This is a genomic window from Micromonospora foliorum (assembly GCF_022229015.1).
Taxonomy (GTDB): domain Bacteria; phylum Actinomycetota; class Actinomycetes; order Mycobacteriales; family Micromonosporaceae; genus Micromonospora; species Micromonospora foliorum.
Window position 1 is genome coordinate 1 of record NZ_JAKKFF010000154.1, and the last position, 26,636, is coordinate 26,636.

Genomic DNA, 26,636 nt, shown 5'->3' on the forward strand with positions numbered 1-26,636 from the left:
GGCGAGCGCCGCCAGCACCCGGCTGGGATCACGGACGAGGTAGCGCCGCTGGTGCCAGACCAGGTGCAGCCCACCGTCGGGATGGCGCAGCAGCAGCGCGTCGTCGCCCAGCGGCCGGCCGCCGTCGGGCTCGGTGCCGATCAGCAGCGCGGAGCGGGGCGCCTCGACGCCCGCGCCGGTCGGGACCGTCGAGCAGACCGTCCACGGCGTGGTGGCCAGCCGGCCGGGGGCGGGCAGCGAGTCGGGTGCGTCGGCGATGCCCAACGGCAGCCCGCGCGGCACCCCGTCGATCGTGCGTCGGGACACCAGCACGGTCTTCGACCGGTCCGCGCCGACGATGAGCAGCGCCGAGGCGTAGTTGAGCACCGGGTGCAGCTTCTGCTCGCGGTAGACGAACCGGGCGCCGGACTCCTTCTCCACGATCACCGCGCCCGGGTCGCGCCACCCCTTGCCACCGCCGGCGAACAGGCCGTAGAGGGCGAAACCGCCGAGCCCGATGGCCGCGACCAGGACGCTGGCCAGGCCGGCGCCGGCCAGCCGCCGAAATGGTGACTGCGCGGGGTCGGTCTCCCGCATGACCAGGGCGGCGACTGCCCGCTGGACGCTGAACTGGTAGGAGTGCAGCTGGTCCTGCCGCGACGGCATGAGTCCCCTCCGGTGGATCGGCCGGGCACAGGATATGCGCTGCGTCGATGTCCCGTGGACCCTGCGTGGCCGCCCGTCGCGGGGCAACCGGTACCATCCGTGGACGAATCCGGCGGCGAGAGGGCACCCGTGGGCGCGCGTTTCGAAGAGCTGGCCTGGCGGGAGACTCCGATCGGCGCGATCAGCCTGCGCCGACGCCGGGACCCGGCACTCCAGGTCGAGGTGTACGAGGTCAAGCTCGACGACGAGTACCTGATGTCCAGCCTCTTCCCGGTCGCGGAGATCGCGCTGGCCCGGCTCGGGCTCGCCGAGGTTGCCGGTGACTCGCTCGACGTGGTGGTCGGCGGTCTCGGGCTGGGCTACACCGCCTGCGCGGCACTGGGCGACCCCCGGGTGCGCTCCCTGTTCGTGGTGGAGGCGATCGAGGACGTGATCGACTGGCACCGGCGGGGGTTGCTGCCGTTCGCGGCGGGGCTCGCCGAGGACCCGCGGACCCGCTTCGTGCAGGCCGACTTCTTCGCGGCGGTGGCCGGTGACACCGGTTTCGACAGCGAGGTGCCGGGTCGGCGGTTCGACGCCGTGCTGCTCGACGTCGACCACTCCCCGCGCAACGTTCTGCACCCGAGCCACGCGGCGTTCTATCCGCCGGCCGGGTTGCGTCGCCTGGCCGCCCTGCTGCGCCCCGAGGGCGTCTTCGCGCTCTGGTCGGACGACCCGCCGGACGCCGACTTCACCGACGCGCTCGGCGAGGTGTTCGCGGGCGTACGCGCGCACGTCGTGCCGTTCGCCAACCCGCTGACCGGCGGGGAGTCGGCCAACACCGTCTACGTGGCGCGTACCGGTCCCTGATCGACTCCGGTACGCCGCTGGCGCATGGTGGCGGCCGGACGGGGAACGAGAAGCCGGGCCGGCCGCACCAGGCGCGGCCGGTTACGGGAGGTCGACATGCGTGCACTGCTCTGGGTTGTCGGCGTGGTCGCCGGCGTGCTGATTCTGCTCGGGTTGATCCTCGAGGCGGTTCGCTGGTTGATCATCATCGGTCTGATCGCGCTGGTGATCGTGATCATCCTGGGCATCGTCAAGGGGCGGCAGGCCATGACCCACCAGTCGCGCCGACGGTGACGCACGGCGGACCGTTCAGAACCAGTCCGGGCGCATGTCGAGGGTCGTCCGATCCCGGCTCTCCAGCAGGTCGAACTGCGGGCCGGTCCGGGGCAACTCGACGGTGAAGAAGTAGCGTGCGGCCTGCCGCTTGCCGGCGTGGAACGCGTCGCCGGCCCCCTCCGGCGGCAGCGCCAGCACCTGCTCCAACCACATCCAGGCGATCACCACGTGCCCGACGGCCTCCAGGTAGGCGCTGGCGTTGGCCAGCGCGAGCACCGGGTCGCCGTCGGCCCACAGTCGACGGGTGACCGTGGTGACCCGGTCCACGGCGGCGGCCAGCCGGTCCGCCAGCTCGGCCGCCTCTCCCCCGGCCTTGCGACCCCGCTCGACCGTGTCACCGATCGTCGCGGTCAGCAGAGCGAGACCGGCGCCGCCCTGCATGGTCATCTTGCGCCCCAGCAGGTCCAGTGCCTGGATGCCGTGGGTGCCCTCGTGGATCGGGTTGAGCCGGTTGTCCCGGTAGTGCTGCTCCACGTCGTGGTCGCGGGTGTAGCCGGCGCCTCCGAGCACCTGGATCGCCAGGTCGTTGGCGGTGAGGCACCACTGCGACGGCCAACTCTTGGTGATCGGGGTGAGCACGTCCAGCAGCAGGTGCGCGCGCTCGCGGTCGACCTCGGCCGGGGCGGTCTTCTGCTCGTCGAGCAGCCGCGCGCAGTAGAGCACCAGCGCCAGCGCCCCCTCCACGTAGCTCTTCTGCGCCAGCAGCATCCGTCGTACGTCGGGGTGGTCGATGATCGGCACCTGCGCGGTGGCCGGGTCCTTGGCGCCGACCGGCCGCCCCTGCGGCCTCTCCTTCGCGTACGCCAGGCTCTTGAGGTAGCCGGTGTAGCCCAGCGCGGTGGCACCTGCCCCGACTCCGATCCGGGCCTCGTTCATCATGTGGAACATCTGCGCCAGCCCCTGGTGCGGCGCGCCGACCAGGTGGCCGACCGCTCCCGCGTGGCCGGCCGGGGTGTGTGCGCCGTCGCCGAAGCTGAGCAGGGTGTTGGTGGTCCCCCGGAACCCCATCTTGTGGTTGAGCCCGACCAACACCACGTCGTTGCGCTCACCGAGCGACCCGTCTGGACCGACAAGCACCTTGGGCACGATGAACAGCGAGATGCCCTTGACCCCGGGCGGCGCGCCGGGGATGCGGGCCAGCACCAGGTGGACGATGTTCTCGGCCAACTCGTGGTCGCCGCCGGAGATCCACATCTTGGTGCCGAAGAGCCGGTACGTGCCGTCCGCCTGCGGTTCGGCGCGGGTGGTGATGTCGGCAAGTGAGCTGCCGGCGTGCGGCTCGGACAGGCACATGGTGCCGAAGAACCGGCCGTCCAGCATGGGCCGGACGTAGGTGTCCACCTGCTCCGGGCTGCCGTGGGCCAGCAGCAGGTTGGCGTTGCCCAGGGTGAGGAACGGGTATGCCGAGGTGGCCACGTTGGCGGCCTGGAACCAGGTGAAGCAGGCCGCCGCGACCGCGTGCGGCAGTTGCAGGCCACCGACCGTGGCGTCCAGCCCGGCGGTGAGCAGGCCGGTCTCGGCGAAGCTGTCCAACGCCGCGCGGACCTGCGGGATCAGCCGCACCCGCTGCCCGTCGAAGGTGGGCTCGGCGAGGTCGGCGGCCCGGTTGTGCGGGGCGAACTGTTCGGTGGCCACCCGCTCGGCGAGATCCAGGGCGTCGTCGAAGGTCTCCCGGGAGTGCTCGGCGTAGCGGGGGCGCTCGACGAGTTCGGACACCCGCAGCCACTCGTGCAGCAGGAAGTCGAGGTCACGGCGGGAGAGCAGGGTGGACGGCACGGCACTCCTCAGCGGGCACGGGGGCGGGTCGGGCCGGGGCGACGGCCCACGGCCGCCCCGGCCCATCCTGGCCGATCGGCAGGGCACGCACCACCGGCCCGGGCGGGGTTCGACGAGCGGAACTTGTCACACCGACCGGTTAGCGTCGTTGCCCGTGACCGCACCCGGAGATGTCCCGCCCGAGGTCCTCGACCGGCTGCGGCCGATCTGTCTCGGGCTGCCGGAGACCTACGAGGAGCCCGCCTGGGTGGGCATCCGCTGGCGGATCCGCAAGCGGACGATCGCCCACGTGCTCACCGTCGACCCCAATCGCCAGCCCGTCCACGCACGGGCCGCCGCACTCGATGAGCCCGCCTGCCTGCTGACGTTCCGGTCGCCACTCGACGAGATCGCCGGGCTCCTCGCCACGGGGCACCCCTTCTACAAGCCGGACTGGAGCCCGAATGTGATGGGCATGGTCCTGGACGGGCACACCGACTGGGAGGAGGTGAGTGAGTTGCTCACCGAGAGCTACTGCGTGATGGCCCCGAAGCGGCTCGCCGCCCAGGTCGGCCCCCCGGCACCGCCGAGCGGCTGAGCGCCGAGGGCGCCCGGCCACCGACTGAGCGCCGGCGGTGTCCGACGACCGGCGGTTTCGCTCGGCACGCTCCGGGGATACCGCGCCGGATGGCCGGAGCCGTCGGTTACCGGCTGAAGCCGAGGCGCCGCCGGGCGGGTGAGGAGCGGGTCGATGTCGTCGCTGCCCACCGAGGAGGATCCCCGGTTGACGCCGGTGCTCCAGGAGGACCGGGTGTGCACGGGGGTGACCACCCTGCGTGGGCGGGTGTTCCTGAGCTATCCGTCGGCGGATGGGCCCGGTGTGCAGGTGGTCGAGGCGCTGCCGGACGGCCGTCGTGACCCGTACCCCGATGCCGCGTGGAACCGCGCTGACCAGCCACCGGACGGGGCGTTCGTGCACGTCAACGGGTTGCGCGCCGGCCCGGACGGCCGGTTGTGGATCGTCGACTCGGGTACGCCGCAGATCGGCGCCGCGCAGGTGCCGGGCGGCGCTCGGCTGATCGCGGTCGACCCGGACGGCGACCGCGTGGAGCGGGTCTACCACCTCGACGAGGCGGTGCACCCGGACAGCTACGTCGACGACGTCCGATTCAACGGCCGGATGGCGTACCTCAGCGACGCCGGAGCGGCCGGCCTCATCGTGCTCGACCTCGACTCGGGTCGGCCGCGACGGGTGCTCGACGGGCATCCGAGCACGGCGGGCGGCCCGGTGGTCGCCGACGGTCGCGCGCTGCGTGACCCGGACGGTGCCGAGGTACGCCTGCACGTCGACCAGTTGGAGGTGTCGCCGGACGGTCGCTGGCTCTACTACCAGCCGGCCTCCGGCGGGATGTCCCGGATCGCCACCCGCTGGCTGGACGACCCGTCGGTGTCCGCCGACGAGATGGCCCGCAGGGTCGAACGGTGGTGCGACACACCCAGCACCGGCGGCACGGCCATCGACGCCACCGGCGCGATCTACCTCAGCGACCTGGAACGACGGCGCGTCCTCGTCCTCGCACCCGACCGCAGCGTGCGGACGCTCGTCGCCGACCCTCGACTGGCCTGGGTGGACGCGATGTGGCTGGACGCCGACGCCCGGCTCTGGATGCCGGCGGCCCAACTGCACCTGACCGCCGGGCTCAACGGCGGGCACTCGGCCGTCGACTACCCGGTCCAGATCTACCGGGTACCGGTCGAGGTCGGGCCGTCGGCACGGGACCACGCCTGAGTGCCCAGTCCGGCAGCCGCCGGTTCGCACCGGGTCTGCCCCGGCCTGGGTACGAAATTCCGGTGGAGACGGTACGGTCCGACGGGTGAAGATCACAGTGTGTCCGTTCCCGCGCGTCAGATCCGTGCCCAGTACTCGGAAGACACGATCACCGTGTACCAGGCGTACCCACCGGAGATCGCGTTGCCGGCGGTGGCCGCCGGTCGCTTCGTGGCTCCCTTCAAGCGTGACCGGATGACCTGGATCAAGCCGTCGTTCCTGTGGATGATGTACCGCTGCGGTTGGGCCACCAAGCCCGGGCAGGAGCGCGTGCTGTCCATCGACATCACCCGGGAGGGCTTCGAGTGGGCGCTGGCGCGAGCCTGTCTGAGTCACTACGACCACGGCCTGCACGGTGACCGGGCGACGTGGTCGCGGCAACTCAGGGCCAGCCCGGTACGGGTGCAGTGGGATCCGGAACGGACGCTGCACCTGAGCGCGTTGCCCTACCGGTCGTTGCAGGTCGGACTGTCCGGCGAAGCCGTCTCCCGGTACGTCGACGACTGGACGGTCAGCGTCACGGACATCACCCCCACTGTCCACCGCGTACGGGAACTGGTGCGGGCCCATGACGTGCGGGCGGCCACGGACCACCTGCCGGCCGAACGAAGCTATCCGCTACCGAGGCAGATCGCGGCCCACCTCGACGCCACTGGGTGAGCCCGCGCGGTCAACGGCCCTGCATCGAGCACCACATGCACATTCTCGATATCCTGGCCGGCATGCACCGAAGCCGCGTGTACGCGCTGCTGATCGACGCTCCCGAGGCGGAGGCCGCCCGGGCGGCGGAGTTCTGGTCGGCAGCGCTCGGCGTCAGCACCCGGTCCGATCCTTCCGAGCCGCAGTTCGTCGGCCTGCACGAGGCGTTGCCGGGGCTGGTCACCGCGGTCCAGGCGGTCGATGACACACCGCGCTTCCACCTCGACATCGAGACCGACGACGTGCCAGCCGAGACCGCGCGGTTGCTGGCTCTGGGTGCCACCGAGGTGTCGCAGTGGCTGGAGTGCCGGATCCTGCGGGCGCCCGGTGGCCACCTGCTCTGTGTGCTTCCGGTGGCGAGTCCGCCGGAGGTGTTCGCGGCCGAGGCCCGCACCTGGCCGTGACCGGCCGACGTGTCGCAGGTCGGCGTTAGGCTCCCGGCCATGGCTGAATTCGTGTTGGTGGCGGGGGCGTGGCTGGGGTCGTGGGCATGGGACGAGGTCGTGCCGCCCCTGCGGGCGGCCGGCCATGGCACGCACCCGCTGACCCTCTCCGGCCTGGCCGAAAGGCGGGAGGTGCCCGCCGGCCAGCAGACCCACGTGCGCGACATCGTCGACGAGATCGAGCACCGCGACCTGCGCGACGTGGTGCTGGTCGGGCACAGCTACTCGGGCATTCCGGTGGGGCAGGCCGCCGAACGGATCGGCGACCGGTTGACCCGGGTGGTCTTCGTCGACTCCGAGGTGCCGGTCGACGGTGGGTCGTTCGCCTCCGGCTGGTGGCAGGGCCAGGCGGCCTTCGAGGCGCAGATCGCCGACAACGACGGCTTCTGGGCTCCGCTCGGCGCGGCCGACTTCGACGGTCAGGGTCTGACCGACGAGCAGATCGCGCGCCTGGTCGACGGGTCCACTCCGCACCCGGGCGCCACGCTGACCGAGCCGGCCATGTTGAGCCGACCGCTGGGTGAGCTGCCGGCGACGTACGTCAAGTGCCTGCTCGACGGGCCAGAGCCCAACGACACGGTGGCCAAACTGCTGACCAGCGACCACTGGCGACTGGTCACGATGGCCACCGGCCACTGGCCGATGGTCTCCCAGCCCGCCGAGCTGGCCCGGATCCTGTTGGCCGAGGCCGCCTGACCCGCGCCGCCTGACCCCGCGCCGGCTGGGACCACGCGCCGCCGCAGCACTCAGGCCGCGTCGAGGGTCCGGATGTGGCGCACCGGTGACGCGAGCAGCCACAGCACGGCGAGCACCCCACCCAGGCCGGCGATGACCAGGGTGGGCCGCAGCCCGATGGTGGTGCCCAACGCACCGCCGACCAGCGCGCCGAGGGGTCGGATGCCGTAGTTGACGGCGCTGTAGGCACCGGCCCGGCGTCCGCGCGCGTCGTCGGGTGTCACGGCGGTGAGGAGGGCGTTGAGGTTCACGTCCATCAGCATCACCCCGACGCTGGAGACCAGCTCGATGGCCGCCAGCATGGCCACCTTCGTCCACGTCGGTCCGGACACCAGCGCGGTCAGCGCCAGCGGCGCGGGGAAGACCACCGCGCCGATCATGGCGGTGCGGCCCAGACCGATGGCGCGCGAGATCCGCGGGGCGAGCGCCGCACCGGCGAACCCGCCGAGCGCGCCGAACCCGAGGGCGATGCCGATCGCGCCGGCCGACAGGTCGAGTTCGCGGCTGGCGTAGAGCACCAGCAGCGCGCTGGCGATGAAGGTGAAGAAGTTGACCGTGCTGGTGCAGCCGAGGGCGGCCCGCAGCACCGGGTGCCGCAGCACCAGCACGAGCCCTTCGCGGACCAGGCCCAGAGTGGACGTCCGACGCGGCGGGGGCGGCGACTCGGTCACCGGGATGCGGCTGAGCAGCAGCGCGGAGCCGAGGAACGACACTGCGTCGACGACGATCGCGACCGGCGCGCTGAGCGCCTGGACCAGCCCACCGCCGGCGGCCGGGCCGGCGATGAAGGACAGCGACCGGCTCATGCTCAGCTTGCTGGTCGCGTCCACGTACGCCGATCGCGGCACCAGGGCGACGAAGAACGCCTGACGCGCCATGGCGAACAGCACCGCACCGAAGCCGGTGAGCAGTGCCACCAGGTAGAGCTGGGTGAGGGTGATCGCCTCGAACAGGTAGGCCACCGGCAGGCTGAGCAGCACCGCGGCGCGGACCAGATCCGCGATGATCAGGAGTCGGCGCTTGTGGGTGCGCTGGTCGACCCAGGCGCCCAGGAACAGGCCCAGCAGGTTGGGCAGCCAGATCAACGCGGTGAGGACGCTGACCTGCACGGGTGTCGCGGTGAGCAGGGTGACGGCGATCAGCGGTAGGGCCAGTTCGCTGATCCGATCGCCGAAGTCGGAGATCGTCTGGCTGATCCAGAAGGTGCGGAACCGCCGGTCGCGGTGCAGGGCCGGCGCAGGCGCGGTGTCGGTGGCGGTCACGACGCGGCCGGGTCGTCGCCGGGCTCGGGCAGCAGGTAGCGCAGCATCCGGACGATCCGCGCGTCGGCCGGCGGTGCGTCGTCCTCCTTGCGCCGCACGTACGGGGCGAGCAGCTCCTCGATCGCGGCCTCCAGCTGTTGCAGCTCCTCGGGGGTGGCCACGAACCGGGTGTCGGCCACACCGGCCACCCCGCGCCACTGCGCGTCCAGCCGGGGTTCGTCGTGCAGCAGCCACTGTTGCGGCGCCTCGGCGGCCCGGGCGAACATCTCGCCGCGGAGCTGACGGCCGGCGGCCTGCCCCTCGGCATCGTCGGGCAACGCGAAGCGGAAGCCCCGGGCGGCCGCCTGCCACCAGCGCTCCCGCTTGCTGGCGGTGCCCTCCGCGTCGACGACGAGGCCGAACGTCGCGAGGTGCCGCAGGTGCCAGCTGACCACCGACGGGGTGGCGCCGACGTGTGGCGAGAGGCCGGTGGCGGTGGCCGGGCCGTGCCGTTGGAGGCGGTCGAGGATGGCCAGCCGGACCGGGTGGGCCAGCGCCCGTAGCGCCTGCGGCTCGGTGATCTCGAAATCCCCGTACGGATTCTTGAGAGACATGTTTCGAGAGTAGTCTCTCAGATCTGATCGGGGCAACCCCCGAGCCGCCGCGGCGGTGCCGGACTGATCAGGCGATGCCCAGCCGCGCCAACGGCTCGACCAGTTCCCGCTCCTCGTAGCTGAGGTGCGACAGGAGCGCGTCGGTCAGCAGGTCCACCGCGGCCCGCAGCTCGGCGAGGCCGTCCGGAGACCCGACGTACGCGACCAGGGCCCGGTCGACACCCTCCAGCACGTCGTGGATGGCGTGGTGCTCCTGCTCCAGCCGGTCGACAACCGGGCCGAGTCGGGGGTCCCGCGCCCGCAACCGGGGGAAGAACGACTGGTCCTCGATGGTGTGGTGGGTGGTGACGATGCGGCAGTACGACTCGCAGTAGACGCCGAGCGTCCACCGGTTCTGCCGCATGGTCATCGTGTTGATGTGGGACCGGGCCGCGCCCGCGTCGATCTCGCCGGCCGCCACCTGCTCGATAAGGTCGTGGATCTGGGCCAGCTCGGCCCGCAGACCGTCGTGGATCTGCACGAGGTGCGCGCCGGTGGCCTGCTCCTGCGGGGTGTACGTGCGCTCCGCGTCGGGTGCGGGCCCGGTCGGCCGGGTCGACTCGTCCCACACCTGCTGCCCGCTTCGCCGTACGCCGTCGTCGGGGGTCGGCACCACGGCGAACGCGCCGCCGGTCGCGGTGGCGCGGCTCGCCCGGGCCGGCGGCGCAGCGACCGGCTCCGGCGTACGTTCCTGGGCCGACTGGGCCGACTGGGCCGGCGTGCGCTCCGGAGCCGCGCCCCGGTCACGTTCGGCCGCGACCAGCTCGCGGACGGCGGGGGCCACCTCACCGGCGAACCGGCGCAGGTCGTCGGGGTCGTCGCTGCCGAGGATGAAGGTGCCGACGCCCTCCCCCAGCGCCAGCTCGGCCAACTCCTCGGCCCACTGCTCGGCGGGCCCGTTCAACGGGCCGTGACCGGCGGCCGAGAACTGCCCGGAGATGTTGAGCAGCCGACGCACGTCCTGCGGGGACCGGCCGGCCTGCTGCGCGGCGTCGTCGATGATCGCGTTGCCCTTGGTCAGGTCGCCGGGCTGAAGGTAGCCCAGCGTGGGCAGCCAGCCGTCGGCCCGACGACCGGTGAGCTGGAGCATCCGGGGCTTGTACGCGCCCAGCCAGATCGGCACCGGGTGGGCGGGAGCGGGCCCCCGCTTGGCGCCCACCACCCGGTAGAACTCGCCGTCGACGCGCACGCCGCCGCGCGTCTCGACGTCCCAGAGCTGACGGACGACCTCGATGGCCTCCTCCAGCGCTCGTACGCCCTGGCCGGGGGTCAGCCGCCGGCCGCCCATGGCCTCGATGGCGTCCCAGAACGCCCCCGCGCCGAGGCCGAGGCTGGCCCGGCCACCACTGAGCAGGTCCAGGCTGGCCACACTGCGGGCGAGCACCGCCGGCGGGCGCAGTGGCAGGTTCGTCACGTTCGCCGCCAGGTGCACCCGGCTGGTGCGGGCCGCCACGAAGCTCAGCAGCGTCCAGGTGTCGAGGAACGCCGGCTGGTACGGGTGATCCTGGAAGGTGACCAGGTCCAGCCCGACCTGCTCGGCCAGGACGGCGACGCCGACCGTGCGATCCGGATTGCCGGCGCTGGGCGTGACGAAGGATCCGAAGACCAGGTCGTGGCCGTAGTCGCTCATCTGCGAGCCTCCCGATTCCCCCGACGCCTCGGGCGATGCGTCGTGACGTTAACCTTATGCCACACAGAACATCTTCTGCCAACAAGGTCTGGCTCACTGCGGTATTGTCGGGGGATGACGGGTGCCCCTCACCGGCCGGACCGGCCCGATCCGCTCGACGACGACCTGGGCTGGATGCTCGGGATCGTCTTCCGCGGCTACGTCCGGGCGGCCGAGCACGCGCTCACCGAATTCCCCGGTGGCCCGCGCGGCTACCAACTGCTCACCGCTGCGATCAACGGGCCGGCCCGAAACCAGGGCGCGATCGCCGAGGAGACCGGCATCGACCGCACCGTCCTCACGTACCTGATCGACGACCTGGAGCGGCCCGGCTTCGTTACCCGGCGTGCGGACCCGGCCGACCGGCGCAACCGGCTGGTCGAGGTCACCGACGCCGGCCGTGCCGCCTGGGAGCAACGGCGGCTGGCACTGCGGCAGGTCGAGTCGCACCTGTTGGGGGCGCTCACACCGACCGAGTCGGCGACGGTGCGGTCACTGCTGCAGAAGGTCGCCTGTTCGGCCCAGGCGGTGGACCCGCTGCGCGACCTCTGCGAGGTGGTGACGCAGGCGCAGGCCGACCCGGTGGCACCCGCTGCGCGCCGGACCGGCGCCGCGGCGGTGCGCAGCGGTCGAACCGCCACTCCCCGAGCCCGTCGCCGCAGGCCCGACTGACCCGGGGATACCGCGGTGCGGGCCCGCCCCGCACCACTCGACGTCCTCTGTCGAACGGTGCCGGACGGGCCCGCGATGTCGCTGCCGCGCCCGGTCAGCGCACGTGCACGAACACCGGGTTCGAGTAGAACCACAGGTCGTCCCACGGGCTCTCCAGCCCGTCGGCGAGCGGCTCGGCCTCGTCGGTGCTGGTGCCACGCACCCGCGCGTAGGTGTCCGCCTCGACGTTGCGCAGGGTGTGCCGGATGACGTAGCTTTCGCCCTGCCGACGCCAGTCCCGCGGGCCGAACCGGGCCGCCACCTTCGTGGTGGGGTTGGTGTCGGCGTCCAGGCTGGCGCTCGGGCCGGTAATCTGGCCGACGATCAGGTCGACCCGGCGGACCTCGGGCCGGTCGCCGTTCGCGTTCACCCCACCCAGCGGGCGGAAGGTGATCTCGATCTCGACATCGGTACGGCTACGACGGCTCACCGTGATCGTCTCGCCCACCTCGGCGGTCCTGCCCTGCGACGTGGCGGTGACGTCGAGGCTGCGGATCAGGTCACCGGTGGTGACCCAGATCCGGCCGTTGCGCAGACCGTCCATGATGTCGCCGTAGTCCTGGCGGGCGTGCACGTACGTCTTGCTGTACTCGCCCGGCCAGAAGTCGGAGCCACCGCGGGTCCAGTGCACGTGCGAGTCCGAGGTCGCGGTGATCCACCAGCGGCGACCCTCGCCGAGCAGCGAGTCCCACAGGCCGCCGACCCGAGCGGTCATCTGGTCGAAGCCGCCGTAGGTGGGGTGGTTGCCGTACCCGCCCCGCTTGCCACCGTTGAGCGGGCCGGCCTGGTGGCCCGGCGCGCCCTCGAAGCCGATGTAGACGTCCGGCGCGGCGTTGTTGCCGTTGCGGAACTCGCGCGGGGTGTCCTGACCGTAGACGCCGAGACCGGGCGCCGAGCGGGACGTGTGGTGGGCGATCACCAGCGGCTTGTGCGGCATGCCCCGGGCGACCTTGAGGAACTCCACCATCTTGGCCTCGGTGTCGCGGGCCGGGTCGGTGGGGAACGCGTCGTACTTGGCGAACCGGCTCTCCAACTCGAAGAGCTGCTTCGCCTCGTCGTCGTGGCGCGGGATCATCAGCGTGTGGTGGTCCAGCGAGGGCGCGTCGAACTCCATGCCCCAGAACTGGAGCACCTCGGGGACCAGCTTGCGGGACCGCAGCAGGTCGGGGTACGCCTGCTCGATGTTCACCTTCGAGTGGGTCGGTCCACCGTGGTCGGTGCACATCGCCCAGGTCAGACCGAAGTTCTTCGCCATGATGGCGTTGGTGACGATCGGGTAGACCGCGTCCGCGCCCTTGTGGAAGACGATCGGGGACTTGGTGGTGTCGAACTCGCCGCTGTACTCGGAGTGGATGTGGTGGTCGCCCGCACGCCACGCCCGGTTCCTGGAGTTACCCCGGTCGGTCGTGTCGTCGTCACCCGGCCGGCGGTCCTCGTCGGCCCACGCCGCTCCGGCGCCGACCAGTGGGCTGGCCGCGGCCAGTGTCGCGCCGACGCCCGCGTACTTGACCAGCTTGCGCCGGGACAGCTGCGCGTGCTCGGTCTCTTCGGGATGCTTGTCTCTCACCTGAGAGCCTCTCCTCGATCAAGCGAATGCTCTTTCGATCAAGGAGCCTCGGAGAGGGCGGTGAACGCCCGCCGTACGCAGCGGGTGCTCCCGATGAATACCCTGCTCCGGCCGGCCGGGAGTGCCGGGCGGGCAGCAGCGGGTCATCCCGCGACCACACAGTGCCCAGTCGGGTCAGATCCGGGCGCGCGGCAGCCAGCCCAGGAATCGGAGCCGGACCCCAGGCAGCGGCAGCGTGGGCAGGTCCTGGGCGGCGGCGACGAGGCAGGACCCGAGATAGACCGCGAGGGAGGCGCGCGCCCCACCGAACTCGGCGAGTAGTTGGCTCTGCTTGGTGGCGCAGGGCCACTCGCGGCCGCATCCGGTGCAGGTCCAGCTCGGCGGGTTGGGGAGGTGCTCCGGCAGCTTGGCACGGCGGTACCGACCGACGACGCTGTTGTCCGAGCGCACGTCGCGTCGCCGTGCCACGGGGCCCTCGTTGCGGTGGGCCACCGGACGGGCACCGGGCAGGTAGCGGCCGACGGTGCCGAAGAGCACCCCGACGCGGATCAGGACGTCCGGCCCGACGTGCTGAGCCAGCAACGCGGTCATCAGGTAGTGCCCCAGCAGGTCGAAGGCGTCCCGGTGCAGGCCCAGGTCGCGGCATAGGTCGACGAAGTCCGGCGTGGTCAGCGGGACCCGGTCGTCGAGTGCGCGGCGCAGCACCTCCCGCAGCCCACCACCGAGCCTCTCCAGCGCGTCCCCCTCGCCCAGGCCCAGGCTGTCCTCGTCCGCCACCCGGGCCAGTGCCTCGGCCACGGCCAGCCGAACGACGCGGTCAGGATCGGTACTGTCCAACGTTTCCCCCTCCGTGGGCCGGTCGCCCGGCGGCGACCCCGTCGCCCTCCGACGAATCATGAACAAGATTTCGCTGTCGGTCGGGAGGGTGGCTAGGACAGCGGACGCAGAACCATTCGGCGCGTTAGCCGGAAAACGAAGTCGAGCTGCCGACACATCGCAGTGATTCACCGGACGACACGTCGGTGATTGTCGTATGGTGACATTCCCATCTACAGATATTGCGTCCCCGAGTCACTGAATGGTCGGGGCAGATCCGACGCCCGTAACCGGTCGCTGCCGTCCCGCTCGCGACGTTCCACTTTCACCCCACCGCCGGCCAACGACGTGCCGGGTCACCGCCGAATACCCCGGCACGTCCCGATCCTGCCGTCGGCACCCGTTCCCACGACCCGGCGGCACCTTCACCGGACGGAGACAGCGGATGACGTCATCGCCAGTGCAGACACACCAGTTCGACAGCCGTGACCCGGCGGCCATCCAGGAATTCCTGTCCGCCACGTACGACCCGAAGCTGCGCATTCAGAGCAGGAACGGATACCGGCTCACCCACCACCGGGTCGACACCGGGCCCTTCGCCATCGCGACCACCCGCCAGACCGGGCACCTCGAGATCGATGCCAGCACCCTCGGCGGGCTGGTCATCGGTCGCTCCCGCACCGCGCACGTCGATCGCTCCTGTGCCGGATCGAGTCACCGGTTCGGTCCCGGCGAGGTCTTCCTGGTCACCAGGCCGGAGGAGCCGTGCACCGTCCGCTGGCACCCCGGCGAGGTCGAGCTCTGCGTACTGGACCTGTCGGTGCTGGCGCAGGTGGCCACCACCGCGCCGGCCCGCCGGCCCGGTCGAATCGAGTTCACCGAGCTGGGTGCCGCCGGTACGGCCCTCGCCCGGCAGTGGCGCAACACCACCAGCTTCGTCCGCGACGTCGTGTTGGACAGCCCGGCCGCCGGGGCGCAGTCGCTGGTGATCGGCAACGCCGCCCGGATGCTGGCCGCTGCGGCGCTCGCGGTCTTTCCCAACACCGCGTTCACCGAACCGACCGCCGCGGACCGGAACGACGCCACCACCGCCACGCTGCGACGGGCCATCGCGTTTCTGGAGGAGCACGCCGAACGGGACATCAGCGCGGCCGACATCGCCGGCGCCGCCGGCGTCTCCCTCCGGGCGGTGCAACTCGCCTTCCGCCGTCACCTCGGCACCACCCCCATGGCCTACCTGCGTCGGATCCGGCTCGTCCGGGCACACCACGACCTGGTACGCGCCGACCCGCGCCAGGAGACGGTGTCGGCGATCGCCAGTCGGTGGGGGTTCGCCAGCCACAGCAGGTTCACCGCGCGATACCACGCCAGCTACGGTGTGCCGCCGCGCGAGACGTTGAACACCTGAGACCGCCCAGGACGCCAACTAGCCCCGGTCGCGCTCGTGGCTGTCGCGGGCGGTCTGCACCTCGGGCACCGAGGCCTCCAGCAGATCGGCGAGGCCCCGCAGTTGCTCGGCGACCCGGGCGCCGAGGGGGGTCAGCGAGTATTCGACCCGCGGTGGAATCGCGGTGAGCACCTCGCGGGTGAGCATTCCGTCGCGTTCGAGGGTCTGCAGGGTCTGGGAGAGCATCCGCTCGCTGACCCCGTCGATGCGGCGCCGCAGCGCATTGAACCGGTAGCGACCCTCGCCGAGCGCCAACAGCGCCAGCGAGGCCCACTTCGAGGTGACGTCCTCGAAGGCCGCACGGGAGGTGCACCCCCGGGCGAAGACATCGCTGACGAATTCCTGGGTAGGCCCCGCCGGATCCTGGGCCGGCATGTCGCTCACCTCACCAGCCTATCCCATACTGCTCATCCGTTAGTGCTGTAGATTCGTAAGTGCTTACTGATCTGCCCCTATCCTCCGGAGGTTCCCATGCCCACCTATGCCGTCACCGGCGCCACCGGCCGACTCGGCCGCCTGGTGATCGAGCAACTGCTCGACAGCGGCGTACCCGCCGCCGAGATCGCCGCCGTCGTCCGCAGCCCGGAGAAGGCCGCCGACCTGGCCGCGCGCGGGGTCGAGATCCGCAAGGCCAACTACGACGACCCGTCGACGCTGCCCGGCGCGGTGGCCGGCGTACGCCGCCTGCTGCTCATCTCCGGCGACGCTCCCGGTCAGCGCGTCGCGCAGCACACCGCCGTCATCGACGCCGCCAAGCTCGCCGGTGTCGAGCGTCTCGTCTACACCAGCATCCTGAAGGCCGACACCACCGCGAACCCGCTCGCCCCGGAGCACAAGGCCACCGAGGAGGTCCTCGCCGCGTCCGGTCTGACCTACACCGTGCTGCGCAACAGCTGGTACACCGAGAACTACACCGACCAGCTCCCGCAGTACCTGGGGTCCGGCACGATCCTCGGCGCCACCGGCGGCAGCACGATCTCCGCCGCGACCCGGGCCGACTACGCGGGGGCCGCCGTGGCGGCCCTGACCCGCGAGGAGGACGGCAACGCCGTCTACGAACTGGGCGGCACCGCGTTCACCTTCGACGAGCTGGCCGAGGCCGTCACCGAGGTGACCGGCACCACCGTCGTCCACCAGGACATGTCCGCCGCCGAGCTGGCCTCGGCCCTGGAGAACGTCGGCCTGGACGTGGGCACCGCCGGTTTCGTGGCCGCGCTCGACCACTCGATCGCCAAGGGCGAGCTGGCGACCGACAGCGACGACCTCAGCCGGCTGCTCGGCCGGCCGAGCACCCCGCTGCGCGACGCCATCCGGGCCGCACGGGCCTGACCAGGGTCATCGCCGAAGCGGGCGGCGGCGGCCCGGGCCGCCGCCCGCGAGGCGTGAAGCTGGACCCGTATCCTCGACGGCATGGTGAGGCACGTCGACGACCAGCTCTCCCGGCCCACCGGGCCTCCACGTCGGCACCCCGCGCGGTTCGACCTGGGCACTCTGGCGTCGGCCCGGTGAGCGGCGACTTCGTCGTCCGCGCCGCCGTAGCGCAGGACGACCCCGAGCGGGTCTTCGACGTGCTGTGGCAGCTCGCTCCCGACGACGCACGGCCGGACGCCGACCGGTTGGCCACCGCCTGGCGCGACCTGCACGCCCAGGCTGGTCGCCGCCTCCTGGTGGCCGTCGCCGGGGACACCTTCGTGGGCACCCTGGACACCCTCGTCGCCCCGAACCTCACCCACGGCGCGCGACCGTACATGGTGGTGGAGAACGTGGTGGTCGCACCCGGATGGCGTCGTCGTGGGGTCGCCCGGGCCCTCATGGCGGCGGCGCTGGACGACGCGACGGCGGCCGGTTGCTACAAGGTCCAACTGGTGTCGAACGCCGCGCGCACCGAAGCCCACCAGTTCTACGCGTCCGTCGGCTTCGCCCAGTCCGCTGTGGGATACCGCCGATACCTCACCACCGCGACCTGACACCCGGTGCGGACGCTCCCGCGCCCCGGCCGACTACTCCGCCTCGTCCTGCTCCTCAGTGAGGTCGGCCAGGACGTCGGCCGCGTCCCGGTTCCCGCCGTCGGCGAGCCGGCGAAGTTCCCCGACGTCCGCCCGCTCCGCGGCCAACTCGACGAGCTGGTCAGCGGCGTCCCGGTCGCCCCGGTCGGCGAGACGCCGCAGCTCGTTCGTATCGCCGAGTTCGGTGGCAAGCTCCACCAGTTGGGCCGCCGCGTCGGCGTTGCCGTCCTCGGCCAGCTGCCGCAGCTCGGCCAGGTCACCCCGCTCCCCCGCGAGCTCGACGAGTTGGTCGACCGCATCCCGGTCACCATCCTTGGCCCGTTGGCGCAGGTCAGCAAGATCAGGGTCGGACATCGCGCACCTCTCCGCAGCTGGCGCGGGGTCGCCTCGTCCCGCTCACCATCGAGAACCTAGTCCAGCGGACGTCGAGGTGGGCGGAGGAACGGCGGACACCACCGGTACGCCGAGGCGCTCAGCCCGCCTCGGTCGACTCCGCCAGCAGCAGGCCGGTCAGCAGACTGCGCAGGGTCCGCTCGACGAGGTCCGCCCGGGGCGCCGGCCCGGCGGGCTGACGGAACGCCGCGACGAGGTGCGGGTACGCCGCGAGGTCCACCCCGGCGAAGCTGAACGCCCCGGCGGCGGACTCACGGCGGGCGAAGAGGCTCACCACTCCGGTCATCATCGCGATGGCCTCGAACTTGGCGGGCACGGGGCAGCGCACAGGTTCCAGGATCCGGATGCAGTTGTCGAACCAGGCCACGCTCTCGGGGCCGATGCCGGAGGGCCGATGGATCACGTCGAGCAGCCACGGGTGGGCGCCGAACAGCGCCAACTGCCGGCGACCCAACAGCACCATCGTCTCCAGCCAGTCGCCCTCGACCTGCGGGTACGGGCGCAGCTCCGCCACGGCCCGGTCGGTCATCAGGTCCAGCAGGTCGTCGCGGGACGACAGGTAGCGGTAGAGAGAACCGGCGCCGGTGCCGAGCGCGGCGGCCACGGCGCGCATCGACACCGCGGCCAGGCCCTCGGTGTCGGCCAGGGCGATGGCGGCCACGACGATGCCGTCCCGGCTGTGCGCCGGAGCGGGGCCACGGCTGCCGCGTTCGGGCCTGCTCCAGATCGGCTGCCGCTCAGGCCCGCCGCTCGCGGATGTGTCACTCACTGATCTACTGTAAACCGCAAACGTCGTTCGCTATTTGTGTCAGCGCCGCAAGGAGCTCCCCGGCACCCAGCGAACGAGTCACCGGTGTCCGGAGGAGTACGGCGACATCGGCCGGTCCCTGCTGACGTTGTTCGTGCTGTTGTCGCTGGAGACGCTGCCGGACCTCATCGAGCAGGGCATGGCGATCTCACCGTGGATCGCGCTCACCCAACGGCTGGACGACCTGCGGGCGGTCATCACCGAGCTGGAACGTGAGCTGCGCATCGACCGGGAGGACGGGCACGGCCGACCTCACCGGGACAACGCCCGCGCCGGACGGTAATCCGACGCTCGCGCTGCGTCCTCGGGTTCGGATAGTGTCGACGGCGGTCCCATCGGCCTCCCTGAAGGGGCACCGAGCATGACGACCAGTGTCGACAATGCCCAGACCACCACCGATCCCACGGACACGCTCGGCACGGTGATCGACGAGGTGATCCGCCCGCAGGCGCCGATCGTCGACCGGGATGGGGCCTTCCCCCGTCCGAGCATCGACGCTCTCGCCGCGGCCGGCCTGCTCGGCCTGGCCTCCTCGGTCGAGGTCGGTGGCGGCGGCCACGGCATGCGGGCCGTCGCCGAGGTCATCGAGCGGCTGGCCGCCGAGTGCGGGTCCACCGCGATGGTGGTGCTCATGCACTACGCGGCGACCGCCGTCGTCGAGGCGCACGGCCCGCGCGACGTCCGCGCGGCCATCGCCACCGGCGGTCACCTCACCACCTTGGCCTTCTCCGAGTACGGCTCGCGCAGCCACTTCTGGTCGCCGACCGGCACCGCGACGGCCGCCGACGACGACACGGTCCGCCTCGACGCCCGTAAGAGCTGGGTCACCTCGGCCGGCGAGGCCAACAGCTACGTCTGGTCGAGCCTTCCGCTGACCCGCGACGCCGGCCCGATGACGCTGTGGCTGGTGCCGGCCGAGAGCGCGGGCCTGAGCGTGACCGGCGACTTCGACGGGCTGGGGCTGCGCGGCAACGGCTCTCGCCCGATGACCGCCGACGGGCTCCGGGTTCCGTCGGCGGCGAGAATGGCGGCCGACGGCGCCGGGCTCGACACCGCGCTCGGCGCGGTCCTGCCCTGGTTCCTGGTGCTCAACGCCGCCTTCTGCCTCGGTCTCGCCGACAGCGCGGTGGCCGAGGCCGGCCGACACCTCACCAGGACCACGCTCGCGCACACCGGCGCCGCCCTGCGCGACGCGCCCGTCACCCGACGCGACCTCGCCCGCCTGATGATCCGCACCGACGCGCTGCGCGCCTTCCTGGGCGACACGCTCACCGCGTTGGAGACCGGCCGCGACGACGCGACGCTGCGGGTGCTCCAGGTCAAGGCGCTCGCCGGCGAGACCGTCGCCGACGTGACCGACGGCGCAATGCAGCTCTGCGGCGGCAGCGCCTTCCGCAAGGAGCTGGGCCTTGAGCGCCGTTTCCGGGACGCCCGCGCGGCCCGGGTGATGGCACCGACGACCGACGCGCTGCACGACTTCGTCGGTCGGGTCGCCACCGGGCTGCCGCTGCTCGACGAGGCCAACCGCTGATGCCCACGCCAACCGTTCTGCTGGGCGCGGTCGCGTACGACCCGAAGGTGGTGACCATCTGGGAGGGCTTCCGCGCCTGGCTGCGCGGGCGGGGCCTCGACTTTGACTTCGTCCTCTACTCGCACTACGAACGACAGGTCGAGGATCTGGTCGCCGGGCGGATCGACGCGGCCTGGAACTCTCCCCTGGCCTGGCTGCGGGCCGAGCGGCTGGCGGTCGCCAATGGCACGACCGTACGCGCGCTCACCATGCGCGACACCGACCAGGACCTCACCTCGGTCGTGGTGGTTCGCGCCGGCTCGCCGGTGCGCCAGCTCGCCGACCTCGCCGGACGGGTGGTCGCCGTCGGGGCGATCGACAGTCCACAGGCGACGCTGATTCCGCTGGGGCACCTCGCGGCGGCCGGGGTCACTGTCGACGTACGCCGCTTCGACGTGGGCGTCGGTCTGCACGGCGACCACATCGGCGGCGAGCGGGACGCGGCCCGCGCTCTGGTGGCCGGGGAGGTCGACGCCGCCTGCATGATCGACGCCAACCATCTGGCGTTCGTCCAGGAGGGCACGTTACCGCCCGAGGGCACCCGGATCGTGGCGCAGACCGCACGCTACGACCACTGCAACATGACGGTCCGCGCGCCGGAGTCCGACGGGGTCCGGCTCTTCGGCACGCTGCTGCTCGGCATGTCGTACGCCGATCAGCTGGTGCGTCCCCTGCTCGACCTGGAGGGGCTGACGGCCTGGCGGGAGGGCCGCACCACGGGCTACGACGCCCTCGCGGACGCGGTCGACGCCAGCGGCTTCTACTCCCCTGACGGGCGGGTGACGGCCACGGACTACCGGCCGTGAGCGCGACACCGGTCGCCGAGGTCGACCTGGGTGACCTGGGTTTCGGCCGGGGCGCGCACCTGCTCGTGCAGCGCGCCCTGGCCGGGCTGCCCCCCGGCGGCCGGTTGGCGGTCTCCGGCCGCGACCCGGCGCTGCGCGTACACCTGCCCGCCTGGTGTCGTGGCCGTGGCCATCGCGTCGAATGGCCGGATCGGGGCGACCGGACCGACCCGGCGGCGGTGGTGGTCCGGGGGTCGGCGGATGACGACCGCTGGTTCGGCGCGGAGCGGGCCGGGCCGGCCCTGCCGTCGGCGCTCAGTAGCCGTCCACCGGCGCGGTGGGGGCTCGGCGCCCGGGGCGCGCTCCTCGAAGCCGGTGGTCCGGAGGCCCGGTTCGACCTGGACGACCGCGACCTGGTCTGGGCCGACATCGCCCCCCACCTGTACGCGCAGGCCGCCGCCCGACAGTGGGACCCGCAGGCCGCGGTGCCGTGGGACGACCCGTTCGCGCTGCCGAGCGACGTCGAGGCCGCAGTGGTGCAGGTGATGACCTATCTGGTCGAGAACGAACAGGCCGCCCTCGTCGTGCCGGCCCGGTTCGTGGGGCGCATCCACCCGCACTTCCGGGAGGTGGTGCAGCTTCTCGCCATACAGATGGCCGACGAGGCCCGGCACATGGAGGTCTTCAGCCGGCGGGCGCTGCTGCGGGGCGCCGAGCTGGGAACGTCATCCGCCGGCGGTCGACAGTCGCTGTTCACGCTCGTCGCGGAGTCGGACTTCGCATTGGCGTCGTTCCTGCTCTCCGTGCTCGGCGAGGGCAGCTTCGTGGATCTGCTCTCGTTCCTGCACGAGAACGCCCCGGACCCGGTGACGCGCCGAATCTGTTGGCTCGCCATGCAGGACGAGCGCCGGCACGTGGTTTTCGGCATGGCACACCTGGAGCACCAGGCACAGCTGGATCCGCTGCTGCGGGACCGACTACGGGCGGCCATCCACCGCCGCCACGACGCGCTTGTCGACACCGCGGGGCTCAACGCGGACGTCTTCGACGCGCTGGTGGTGCTCGCGGCGGGTGGTTGGCATCCGGACGACGTGTCCGCCGGCTTCGGCCGGGTGCGGGCCCTGCAACACGCGATGGACCAGGGGCGTCAGCGCCGACTCGTCCGCCTGGGCTTCCGGGCCGACGAGGCGGCGGCGCTCTCCGCCCTGCACACCCGTAACTTCATGTAGGCGCGCGGTACCGTGGAGCGGCCATGACCAGCAACTCCAGCGCGGTCCGCGAGGCACTGTTGCGGCTACGCGAGCAGACCGAGGCTCAGGCCACCGACCTGGAGGGCGACCTGCGGAGCCTCTTCGAGGCGTCCCGGTCGTCCAACGCCGATGACGAACACGACCCCGAGGGCAGCACGATCGCCTTCGAACGCGCGCAGCTCACCGCCGTCCTGGACGCCACCCGCCGACGCCTGGCCGAGCTGGACGTCGCGCTGAAACGGGTCGACGACGGCAGCTACGGCGTGTGCGAACGCTGCTCCCGTCCGATTCCCGCCGAGCGGCTCGTCGCCCGCCCGTCCGCGCGTACCTGCGTGGCCTGCGCCAGCCGACGGTGACGGTGACCGCCGGCCGAGGCGGTGATCAGCTGGCGCAACAACCCCGTGCGGGCGCCGCGTCGAGGGCGACGAGACTGATCGGCGCGGACCGCAGCCCTCCGGAGATGCCGGTGGACAGCCCACGCCCCGTCGGTTCCGGCCCGCAGCAGTCGTCGCCGCCCGCCGAGTCGGCGGGGTTGCTGTTGCACACGCCGGTCTCGGGCAGGTCGAGCTGGACGTCACGGGCGGCGGCCCAGTCGCCGGCCAGGGCCGCGACCACGGAGCGGACCTGCTCGTAGCCGGTGGCCATGAGGAACGTCGGGGCCCGGCCGTAGGACTTCATGCCGACGGCGTAGTAGCCCTGCTCCGGGTGGGCGAGTGCGTCCACACCGTGCGGGGGCACGGTGCCGCAGGAGTGCTCGTTGGGGTCGATCAGCGGGGCCAGGGCACGGGTGGCGCCCAGCACCGGGTCGAGGTCGAGGCGCAGCTCGGCGGCGATGGTGTGGTCGGGGCGGAAGCCGGTGGCCGCGACGACACGGTCGACGGTGATCGACTCGGCGCTGCCGTCGGCGTGCCGGACGACCACGCCCACCCGGCCGTCCGTCGGGGTGAGCGCCTGCACGGAGAACCCGGTGAGCAGCCGGATCCGTCCGGCGTCGACGTGCGCACGTAGCCGCGCGCCGAGCGCGCCCCGGGCCGGGAGGGCGTCGGCGTCCCCGCCGCCGTAGGTACGCGTCGGCGCGGCGGTCCGGATGGCCCAGGTCACCTCGGTGCCGGGCTCGACGGCGGACAGCTCCGCCAGGGACAGCAGTGTGTTCGCGGCCGAGTGGCCGGCGCCGACCACGAGGGTGTGCCGGCCGACGAACCGGCCCCGGTCGGCACCGAGCACGTCCGGCAGCGCGTGCTCCAGGTACGCCGCCGCGTCGGCCTCCCCTCGCGCGGGCAGACCGGACGCGCCGAGGACGTTCGGCGTGCTCCAGGTGCCGGAGGCGTCAACGACGGCGCGGGCGACCAGTTCGTCGCCGTCGGCGAGGCGGAGCAGGAACGGTGTGGTGTCGCGCCCGGCGGTACGCAGCCGGTCGAGGCCGAGCCGACTGATCGCCTCGACGCGTGCCCCGTACCGCACGTGCGGCTTGAGCTGCGGCAGCTGCGCGAGGGGCCGGAGGTAGTCGTCGACCAACTCCGCGCCGGTGGGCAGCGCCGCCGGGTCGGGGGCGACCCAACCGGCCTCGTCGAGGAGCCGACGCGCGGCCGGGTCGATGTTGTAACGCCACGGCGAGAACACGCGCACGTGCCCCCACCGGCGTACGGCGGCACCCGGGGTGTCGCCTGCTTCGAGGACGGTGAAGGGCAGCCCGCGCTCGTGCAGGTGCGCGGCGGCGGCGAGACCGGTCGGGCCGGCGCCGATCACGACGATGGGCAGGTCGTCCAGTGCGTTCATCCGTTGCTCCTCGGTGTGGTGGCCCGCCTGGCGGGCCGCGGTTGGTCAGTTGATGGTGGGGCTGCGCCGTTCCAGCAGGACGACGTCGCGCCAGCGGTCGTGGTGGCGACCGACCCGCTCGCGTACGCCGATGACCCGGAAACCGGCCCGCTGGTGCAGGGTGAGGCTGGCGGTGTTCTCCGGAAAGACTCCGGACTGGATGGTCCAGATGCCGGCGGCCTCGGCGGAGGTGATCAGCGCGTCCAGCAGCAGTCGGGCGATGCCACGACCCTGGGCGGCCGGGTCCACGTAGACGGAGTGTTCGACCACACCGGCGTAGACCGCGCGGGTGGACGTTGGCGAGACGGCGATCCAGCCGAGGACCGCCCCGTGGTGGTCGACGGCCACGAAGCGGTGCGCGCTGAGGCGTGCGGCGTCGAACGCGGTCCAGGTCGGCGCGGTGACCTCGAAGCTGGCGTTGCCGGCGTCCAGACCGGTCTGGTAGATCGCCAGGACCCGGTCGGCGTCGGCGGCGGCCATGGGGCGCACGGTGATGTCGGCCATTGGCGGGTTCCCTTTCGGAAGAAATCAGGCGACTGTCTTGGCGTCCATCGAATCAGACGGTTGCACACTGATTAGAGAAGTGTCAACCTAGAGGAATGTCGAATCAAGCAGCACAGGATGGGGTCTGCTGTCCCCCGCTGGCCGAGCGACGCGTACCGGCCGAGGCCGCCGCGGTGCTCGCGCCCGCGTTCAAGGCTCTCGGCGACCCGGTGCGGCTGCAGCTGATGTCGATGATCGCCTCCGCCGAGACCGGGGAGATCTGCGTCTGCGACCTGACCCCCGCGTTCGACCTGACCGGCCCGACCATCTCGCACCACCTCAGGACGCTGCGCGAGGCTGGGCTGGTCGACGCCGAGCGCCGGGGCACCTGGGTCTACTACCGCGCCCGGCCGGCCATCCTGCGCCAGCTCGCCGCACTGCTCACCGTGGCGCCGGCGACATGAGCACGACCCTCCGGGATGATCCGGCCGAGAGCGCCGTCGTCGGCCGCCTCTCCCGACTCGACCAGTTCCTCCCCGTCTGGATCGGGCTGGCGATGGCCGTCGGCCTGCTCCTCGGTCGGCTGATCCCCGGCCTGAACAGCGCACTGGACGCGGTGCAGATCGGCGGGATCTCGCTGCCGATCGCGGTCGGCCTGCTGATCATGATGTACCCGGTGTTGGCGAAGGTCCGCTACGACCGGCTCGACACCGTCACCGGCGACCGCCGGCTGCTGGTCTCCTCGCTGGTCCTCAACTGGCTCGTCGGCCCGGCGGTGATGTTCGCCCTGGCCTGGGTCTTCCTGGCCGACCAACCCGCCTACCGCACCGGCCTGATCATCGTCGGCCTGGCCCGCTGCATCGCCATGGTCATCATCTGGAACGACCTCGCCTGCGGCGACCGGGAGGCCGCCGCCGTCCTGGTCGCGCTCAACTCGGTCTTCCAGGTCGTCGCCTTCGGCCTGCTCGGCTGGTTCTACCTCTCGGTGCTTCCCCAGTGGCTGGGGCTGTCCGGCGCCGAGCTGACGATCTCCGCCTGGGACATCGCCCGCAACGTGCTCATCTTCCTCGGCATCCCGCTGCTCGCCGGGTACCTCACCCGCCGGCTCGGCGAGCGCGCCAAGGGCCGCGCCTGGTACGAGGCACGCCTCCTGCCCCGCATCGGCCCGGCCGCCCTCTACGGGCTGCTGTTCACGATCGTGATCCTGTTCGCCCTCCAGGGAGACGCCATCACCAGCCGACCCCTGGACGTCGTCCGCATCGCCCTGCCCCTGCTGGCGTACTTCGCGCTCATGTGGGCCGGCTCCTACGCCCTCGGCCGGGCCATCGGTCTCGGCTACGAACGCACCACCACCCTCGCCTTCACCGCCGCCGGCAACAACTTCGAACTCGCCATCGCCGTCGCGATCGGCACCTTCGGCGTCGCCTCCGGTCAGGCCCTCGCCGGGGTCGTCGGCCCGTTGATCGAGGTGCCCGTCCTGGTCGGGCTCGTCTACGTCTCCCTGTGGACGCGCCGCCGCTTCTTCACCCCCACGCACACCGCGACCGCGTAACCGGAAGGCAACCCGACATGAGCGACACGCCCAGCGTCCTGTTCGTCTGCGTCCACAACGCCGGCCGTTCCCAGATGGCCGCCGGTTGGCTACGCCACCTCGCCGGCGACACCATCGAGGTCCGCTCGGCCGGCTCCGCGCCGGCCGAGACGATCAACCCCGCGGCCGTGCAGGCCATGCGCGAGGTCGGCATCGACATCACCGACCAGACCCCCAAACTGCTGGAGTACGCGACAGCCGAGTCCTCCGACGTCATCGTGACCATGGGCTGCGGCGACACCTGCCCGGTCTTCCCCGGCAAGCGCTACGAGGACTGGAAGCTCGACGACCCGGCCGGCAAGGGCGTCGACGCCGTCCGCCCGATCCGTGACGAGATCCGGGGCCGGGTGGAGAAGCTCCTCACCGAGCTGAACCTCGCCACCCGACCGGGGCACACCCCTCAGCGGCCTCCGGCGTAACTGGCGCGCTCGCCGAGCTCCTCCTCGATCCGGATGAGCTGGTTGTACTTGGCCGTGCGGTCGGAGCGCGACAGCGAGCCGGTCTTGATCTGACCACAGCCGACGCCCACAGCCAGGTCGGCGATGGTGGTGTCCTCGGTCTC

At 72.1% G+C, this 26,636-nt stretch carries 31 protein-coding genes and 1 pseudogene; 19 read left to right on the forward strand and 13 right to left on the reverse strand.

Translation table 11 applies throughout. The annotated features are described in order from the left end of the window. Window positions 1-645, reverse strand: a 645-nt coding sequence (gene eccB / locus PSH25_RS13250; RefSeq protein ID WP_238659382.1) for a type VII secretion protein EccB, incomplete at its 3' end; no start/stop codon positions are given. Window positions 646-774: 129 nt separating this feature from the next. Here eccB and PSH25_RS13255 point away from each other — a divergent pair. After that, complete coding sequence (locus PSH25_RS13255) at window positions 775-1,494, forward strand: polyamine aminopropyltransferase (RefSeq protein WP_238659383.1); 720 nt, start codon at window positions 775-777, stop codon at window positions 1,492-1,494. 96 nt (window positions 1,495-1,590) lie between these two features. Beyond that, the gene (locus PSH25_RS13260) at window positions 1,591-1,767 is read left to right on the forward strand and encodes a hypothetical protein (protein ID WP_238659384.1); all 177 of its coding nucleotides are present in this window, start codon (window positions 1,591-1,593) and stop codon (window positions 1,765-1,767) included. A gap of 15 nt (window positions 1,768-1,782) precedes the next feature. On the opposite strand, the gene PSH25_RS13265 is transcribed toward PSH25_RS13260, so the two are convergent. Then, the gene (locus PSH25_RS13265) at window positions 1,783-3,585 is read right to left on the reverse strand and encodes an acyl-CoA dehydrogenase (RefSeq protein WP_238659385.1); all 1,803 of its coding nucleotides are present in this window, start codon (window positions 3,583-3,585) and stop codon (window positions 1,783-1,785) included. A 154-nt stretch (window positions 3,586-3,739) separates the two neighbouring features. Here PSH25_RS13265 and PSH25_RS13270 point away from each other — a divergent pair, with 154 nt between their 5' ends. From PSH25_RS13270 to PSH25_RS13290, 5 genes are all read left to right on the forward strand, one after another. Continuing rightward, entirely contained in the window at window positions 3,740-4,162 is a 423-nt protein-coding gene (locus tag PSH25_RS13270) for an MmcQ/YjbR family DNA-binding protein (protein ID WP_238659386.1), read from the forward strand. 153 nt (window positions 4,163-4,315) lie between these two features. After that, window positions 4,316-5,353: an SMP-30/gluconolactonase/LRE family protein gene (locus tag PSH25_RS13275; RefSeq protein WP_238659387.1), complete on the forward strand. Its 1,038-nt coding sequence runs from the start codon at window positions 4,316-4,318 to the stop codon at window positions 5,351-5,353. 99 nt (window positions 5,354-5,452) lie between these two features. Then, window positions 5,453-6,052 (forward strand): DUF4291 domain-containing protein, encoded by a 600-nt coding sequence (locus PSH25_RS13280; protein ID WP_238659388.1) that lies wholly within the window; start codon window positions 5,453-5,455, stop codon window positions 6,050-6,052. A gap of 62 nt (window positions 6,053-6,114) precedes the next feature. Beyond that, a complete protein-coding gene (locus tag PSH25_RS13285) occupies window positions 6,115-6,495 on the forward strand; it encodes a VOC family protein (RefSeq protein WP_238659389.1) in 381 nt (126 codons plus the stop codon). Window positions 6,496-6,534: 39 nt separating this feature from the next. Continuing rightward, on the forward strand, window positions 6,535-7,230 hold the full coding sequence (locus tag PSH25_RS13290; RefSeq protein WP_238659390.1) for an alpha/beta fold hydrolase: 696 nt from the start codon (window positions 6,535-6,537) through the stop codon (window positions 7,228-7,230). Between the two features lie 50 nt (window positions 7,231-7,280). Here PSH25_RS13290 and PSH25_RS13295 read toward each other — a convergent pair whose 3' ends face one another. From PSH25_RS13295 to PSH25_RS13305, 3 genes are all read right to left on the reverse strand, one after another. Then, a complete protein-coding gene (locus tag PSH25_RS13295) occupies window positions 7,281-8,531 on the reverse strand; it encodes an MFS transporter (RefSeq protein ID WP_238659391.1) in 1,251 nt (416 codons plus the stop codon). Then, entirely contained in the window at window positions 8,528-9,124 is a 597-nt protein-coding gene (locus tag PSH25_RS13300; RefSeq protein ID WP_238659392.1) for an ArsR/SmtB family transcription factor, read from the reverse strand. The genes PSH25_RS13295 and PSH25_RS13300 overlap by 4 nt, the downstream gene beginning before the upstream one ends. A 67-nt stretch (window positions 9,125-9,191) precedes the next feature. Continuing rightward, a complete protein-coding gene (locus PSH25_RS13305; protein WP_238659393.1) occupies window positions 9,192-10,793 on the reverse strand; it encodes an LLM class flavin-dependent oxidoreductase in 1,602 nt (533 codons plus the stop codon). Window positions 10,794-10,907: 114 nt separating this feature from the next. Between PSH25_RS13305 and PSH25_RS13310 the strand changes: the two genes are divergently transcribed. After that, entirely contained in the window at window positions 10,908-11,504 is a 597-nt protein-coding gene (locus PSH25_RS13310; protein WP_238659394.1) for a MarR family winged helix-turn-helix transcriptional regulator, read from the forward strand. Window positions 11,505-11,598: 94 nt separating this feature from the next. Here the strand turns inward: PSH25_RS13310 and PSH25_RS13315 are convergent, their stop codons facing one another. Together PSH25_RS13315 and PSH25_RS13320 are read right to left on the reverse strand one after the other, a co-directional pair. Then, window positions 11,599-13,110: a CehA/McbA family metallohydrolase domain-containing protein gene (locus PSH25_RS13315; protein WP_238659395.1), complete on the reverse strand. Its 1,512-nt coding sequence runs from the start codon at window positions 13,108-13,110 to the stop codon at window positions 11,599-11,601. Window positions 13,111-13,284: 174 nt separating this feature from the next. Further along, window positions 13,285-13,947, reverse strand: a complete 663-nt coding sequence (locus PSH25_RS13320) for a hypothetical protein (RefSeq protein ID WP_238659396.1) — start codon at window positions 13,945-13,947, stop codon at window positions 13,285-13,287. A gap of 424 nt (window positions 13,948-14,371) precedes the next feature. On the opposite strand from PSH25_RS13320, the gene PSH25_RS13325 reads away from it, so the two are divergent. After that, on the forward strand, window positions 14,372-15,334 hold the full coding sequence (locus tag PSH25_RS13325) for a helix-turn-helix transcriptional regulator (RefSeq protein ID WP_238659397.1): 963 nt from the start codon (window positions 14,372-14,374) through the stop codon (window positions 15,332-15,334). An 18-nt stretch (window positions 15,335-15,352) separates the two neighbouring features. Here the strand turns inward: PSH25_RS13325 and PSH25_RS13330 are convergent, their stop codons facing one another. Further along, entirely contained in the window at window positions 15,353-15,748 is a 396-nt protein-coding gene (locus PSH25_RS13330; RefSeq protein WP_238659412.1) for a winged helix-turn-helix transcriptional regulator, read from the reverse strand. Window positions 15,749-15,844: 96 nt separating this feature from the next. Between PSH25_RS13330 and PSH25_RS13335 the strand changes: the two genes are divergently transcribed. Further along, window positions 15,845-16,702 carry an SDR family oxidoreductase gene (locus PSH25_RS13335; RefSeq protein WP_238659398.1) on the forward strand — a complete coding sequence of 286 codons (858 nt, stop codon included), beginning with the start codon at window positions 15,845-15,847 and terminating at the stop codon, window positions 16,700-16,702. 176 nt (window positions 16,703-16,878) lie between these two features. Beyond that, entirely contained in the window at window positions 16,879-17,340 is a 462-nt protein-coding gene (locus PSH25_RS13340) for a GNAT family N-acetyltransferase (RefSeq protein ID WP_238659399.1), read from the forward strand. 33 nt (window positions 17,341-17,373) lie between these two features. Here the strand turns inward: PSH25_RS13340 and PSH25_RS13345 are convergent, their stop codons facing one another. Further along, the gene (locus PSH25_RS13345; protein WP_238659400.1) at window positions 17,374-17,733 is read right to left on the reverse strand and encodes a hypothetical protein; all 360 of its coding nucleotides are present in this window, start codon (window positions 17,731-17,733) and stop codon (window positions 17,374-17,376) included. Window positions 17,734-17,851: 118 nt separating this feature from the next. Further along, the gene (locus tag PSH25_RS13350; protein WP_238659401.1) at window positions 17,852-18,541 is read right to left on the reverse strand and encodes a TetR/AcrR family transcriptional regulator; all 690 of its coding nucleotides are present in this window, start codon (window positions 18,539-18,541) and stop codon (window positions 17,852-17,854) included. Between the two features lie 34 nt (window positions 18,542-18,575). On the opposite strand from PSH25_RS13350, the gene PSH25_RS13355 reads away from it, so the two are divergent. The 5 genes from PSH25_RS13355 (at window position 18,576) to PSH25_RS13375 (ending at window position 22,541) form a co-directional block, all read left to right on the forward strand. After that, complete coding sequence (locus tag PSH25_RS13355) at window positions 18,576-18,863, forward strand: hypothetical protein (RefSeq protein WP_238659402.1); 288 nt, start codon at window positions 18,576-18,578, stop codon at window positions 18,861-18,863. 78 nt (window positions 18,864-18,941) lie between these two features. Further along, window positions 18,942-20,111: an acyl-CoA dehydrogenase family protein gene (locus PSH25_RS13360; protein WP_238659403.1), complete on the forward strand. Its 1,170-nt coding sequence runs from the start codon at window positions 18,942-18,944 to the stop codon at window positions 20,109-20,111. Next, complete coding sequence (locus PSH25_RS13365; protein WP_238659404.1) at window positions 20,111-20,956, forward strand: phosphate/phosphite/phosphonate ABC transporter substrate-binding protein; 846 nt, start codon at window positions 20,111-20,113, stop codon at window positions 20,954-20,956. The genes PSH25_RS13360 and PSH25_RS13365 overlap by 1 nt, the downstream gene beginning before the upstream one ends. Next, entirely contained in the window at window positions 20,953-22,164 is a 1,212-nt protein-coding gene (locus PSH25_RS13370; protein WP_238659405.1) for a ferritin-like domain-containing protein, read from the forward strand. The genes PSH25_RS13365 and PSH25_RS13370 overlap by 4 nt, the downstream gene beginning before the upstream one ends. A 23-nt stretch (window positions 22,165-22,187) precedes the next feature. Beyond that, complete coding sequence (locus PSH25_RS13375; RefSeq protein ID WP_238659406.1) at window positions 22,188-22,541, forward strand: TraR/DksA family transcriptional regulator; 354 nt, start codon at window positions 22,188-22,190, stop codon at window positions 22,539-22,541. A 25-nt stretch (window positions 22,542-22,566) separates the two neighbouring features. Here PSH25_RS13375 and PSH25_RS13380 read toward each other — a convergent pair whose 3' ends face one another. Both PSH25_RS13380 and PSH25_RS13385 read right to left on the reverse strand, forming a co-directional pair. Beyond that, a complete protein-coding gene (locus tag PSH25_RS13380) occupies window positions 22,567-23,961 on the reverse strand; it encodes an FAD-dependent oxidoreductase (protein WP_238659407.1) in 1,395 nt (464 codons plus the stop codon). A 45-nt stretch (window positions 23,962-24,006) separates the two neighbouring features. After that, window positions 24,007-24,504 carry a GNAT family N-acetyltransferase gene (locus PSH25_RS13385; protein WP_238659408.1) on the reverse strand — a complete coding sequence of 166 codons (498 nt, stop codon included), beginning with the start codon at window positions 24,502-24,504 and terminating at the stop codon, window positions 24,007-24,009. 95 nt (window positions 24,505-24,599) lie between these two features. On the opposite strand from PSH25_RS13385, the gene PSH25_RS13390 reads away from it, so the two are divergent. Genes PSH25_RS13390 through PSH25_RS13400 form a run of 3 tightly spaced genes read left to right on the forward strand, consistent with a single transcriptional unit; the run spans window position 24,600 to window position 26,493 of the window. Further along, window positions 24,600-24,947, forward strand: a complete 348-nt coding sequence (locus PSH25_RS13390; protein ID WP_238659409.1) for an ArsR/SmtB family transcription factor — start codon at window positions 24,600-24,602, stop codon at window positions 24,945-24,947. After that, window positions 24,944-26,035, forward strand: a complete 1,092-nt coding sequence (gene arsB / locus PSH25_RS13395) for an ACR3 family arsenite efflux transporter (protein WP_238659410.1) — start codon at window positions 24,944-24,946, stop codon at window positions 26,033-26,035. Before PSH25_RS13390 ends, arsB begins: the two co-directional genes overlap by 4 nt. A 17-nt stretch (window positions 26,036-26,052) precedes the next feature. Then, window positions 26,053-26,493, forward strand: coding sequence for an arsenate reductase ArsC (locus PSH25_RS13400; protein ID WP_238659411.1), 441 nt, complete (start codon window positions 26,053-26,055; stop codon window positions 26,491-26,493). Here the strand turns inward: PSH25_RS13400 and eno are convergent. Further along, a pseudogene (gene eno / locus PSH25_RS13405) lies at window positions 26,475-26,636 on the reverse strand (phosphopyruvate hydratase); the annotation flags it as partial. The gene PSH25_RS13400 and the pseudogene eno overlap by 19 nt on opposite strands.

Coding starts and splice junctions, on each gene's coding strand:
- PSH25_RS13390 (WP_238659409.1), top strand. CDS start 24,600: ATGTCGAATCAAGCAGCACAGGATGGGGTCTGCTGTCCCCCGCTGGCC.
- PSH25_RS13260 (WP_238659384.1), top strand. CDS start 1,591: ATGCGTGCACTGCTCTGGGTTGTCGGCGTGGTCGCCGGCGTGCTGATT.
- PSH25_RS13345 (WP_238659400.1), bottom strand. CDS start 17,733: ATGTCCGACCCTGATCTTGCTGACCTGCGCCAACGGGCCAAGGATGGT.
- PSH25_RS13400 (WP_238659411.1), top strand. CDS start 26,053: ATGAGCGACACGCCCAGCGTCCTGTTCGTCTGCGTCCACAACGCCGGC.
- PSH25_RS13310 (WP_238659394.1), top strand. CDS start 10,908: ATGACGGGTGCCCCTCACCGGCCGGACCGGCCCGATCCGCTCGACGAC.
- PSH25_RS13385 (WP_238659408.1), bottom strand. CDS start 24,504: ATGGCCGACATCACCGTGCGCCCCATGGCCGCCGCCGACGCCGACCGG.
- PSH25_RS13290 (WP_238659390.1), top strand. CDS start 6,535: ATGGCTGAATTCGTGTTGGTGGCGGGGGCGTGGCTGGGGTCGTGGGCA.
- PSH25_RS13375 (WP_238659406.1), top strand. CDS start 22,188: ATGACCAGCAACTCCAGCGCGGTCCGCGAGGCACTGTTGCGGCTACGC.
- PSH25_RS13380 (WP_238659407.1), bottom strand. CDS start 23,961: ATGAACGCACTGGACGACCTGCCCATCGTCGTGATCGGCGCCGGCCCG.
- PSH25_RS13330 (WP_238659412.1), bottom strand. CDS start 15,748: ATGCCGGCCCAGGATCCGGCGGGGCCTACCCAGGAATTCGTCAGCGAT.
- PSH25_RS13335 (WP_238659398.1), top strand. CDS start 15,845: ATGCCCACCTATGCCGTCACCGGCGCCACCGGCCGACTCGGCCGCCTG.
- PSH25_RS13360 (WP_238659403.1), top strand. CDS start 18,942: ATGACGACCAGTGTCGACAATGCCCAGACCACCACCGATCCCACGGAC.
- PSH25_RS13305 (WP_238659393.1), bottom strand. CDS start 10,793: ATGAGCGACTACGGCCACGACCTGGTCTTCGGATCCTTCGTCACGCCC.
- PSH25_RS13285 (WP_238659389.1), top strand. CDS start 6,115: ATGCACCGAAGCCGCGTGTACGCGCTGCTGATCGACGCTCCCGAGGCG.
- arsB (WP_238659410.1), top strand. CDS start 24,944: ATGAGCACGACCCTCCGGGATGATCCGGCCGAGAGCGCCGTCGTCGGC.
- PSH25_RS13325 (WP_238659397.1), top strand. CDS start 14,372: ATGACGTCATCGCCAGTGCAGACACACCAGTTCGACAGCCGTGACCCG.
- PSH25_RS13275 (WP_238659387.1), top strand. CDS start 4,316: ATGTCGTCGCTGCCCACCGAGGAGGATCCCCGGTTGACGCCGGTGCTC.
- PSH25_RS13300 (WP_238659392.1), bottom strand. CDS start 9,124: ATGTCTCTCAAGAATCCGTACGGGGATTTCGAGATCACCGAGCCGCAG.
- PSH25_RS13365 (WP_238659404.1), top strand. CDS start 20,111: ATGCCCACGCCAACCGTTCTGCTGGGCGCGGTCGCGTACGACCCGAAG.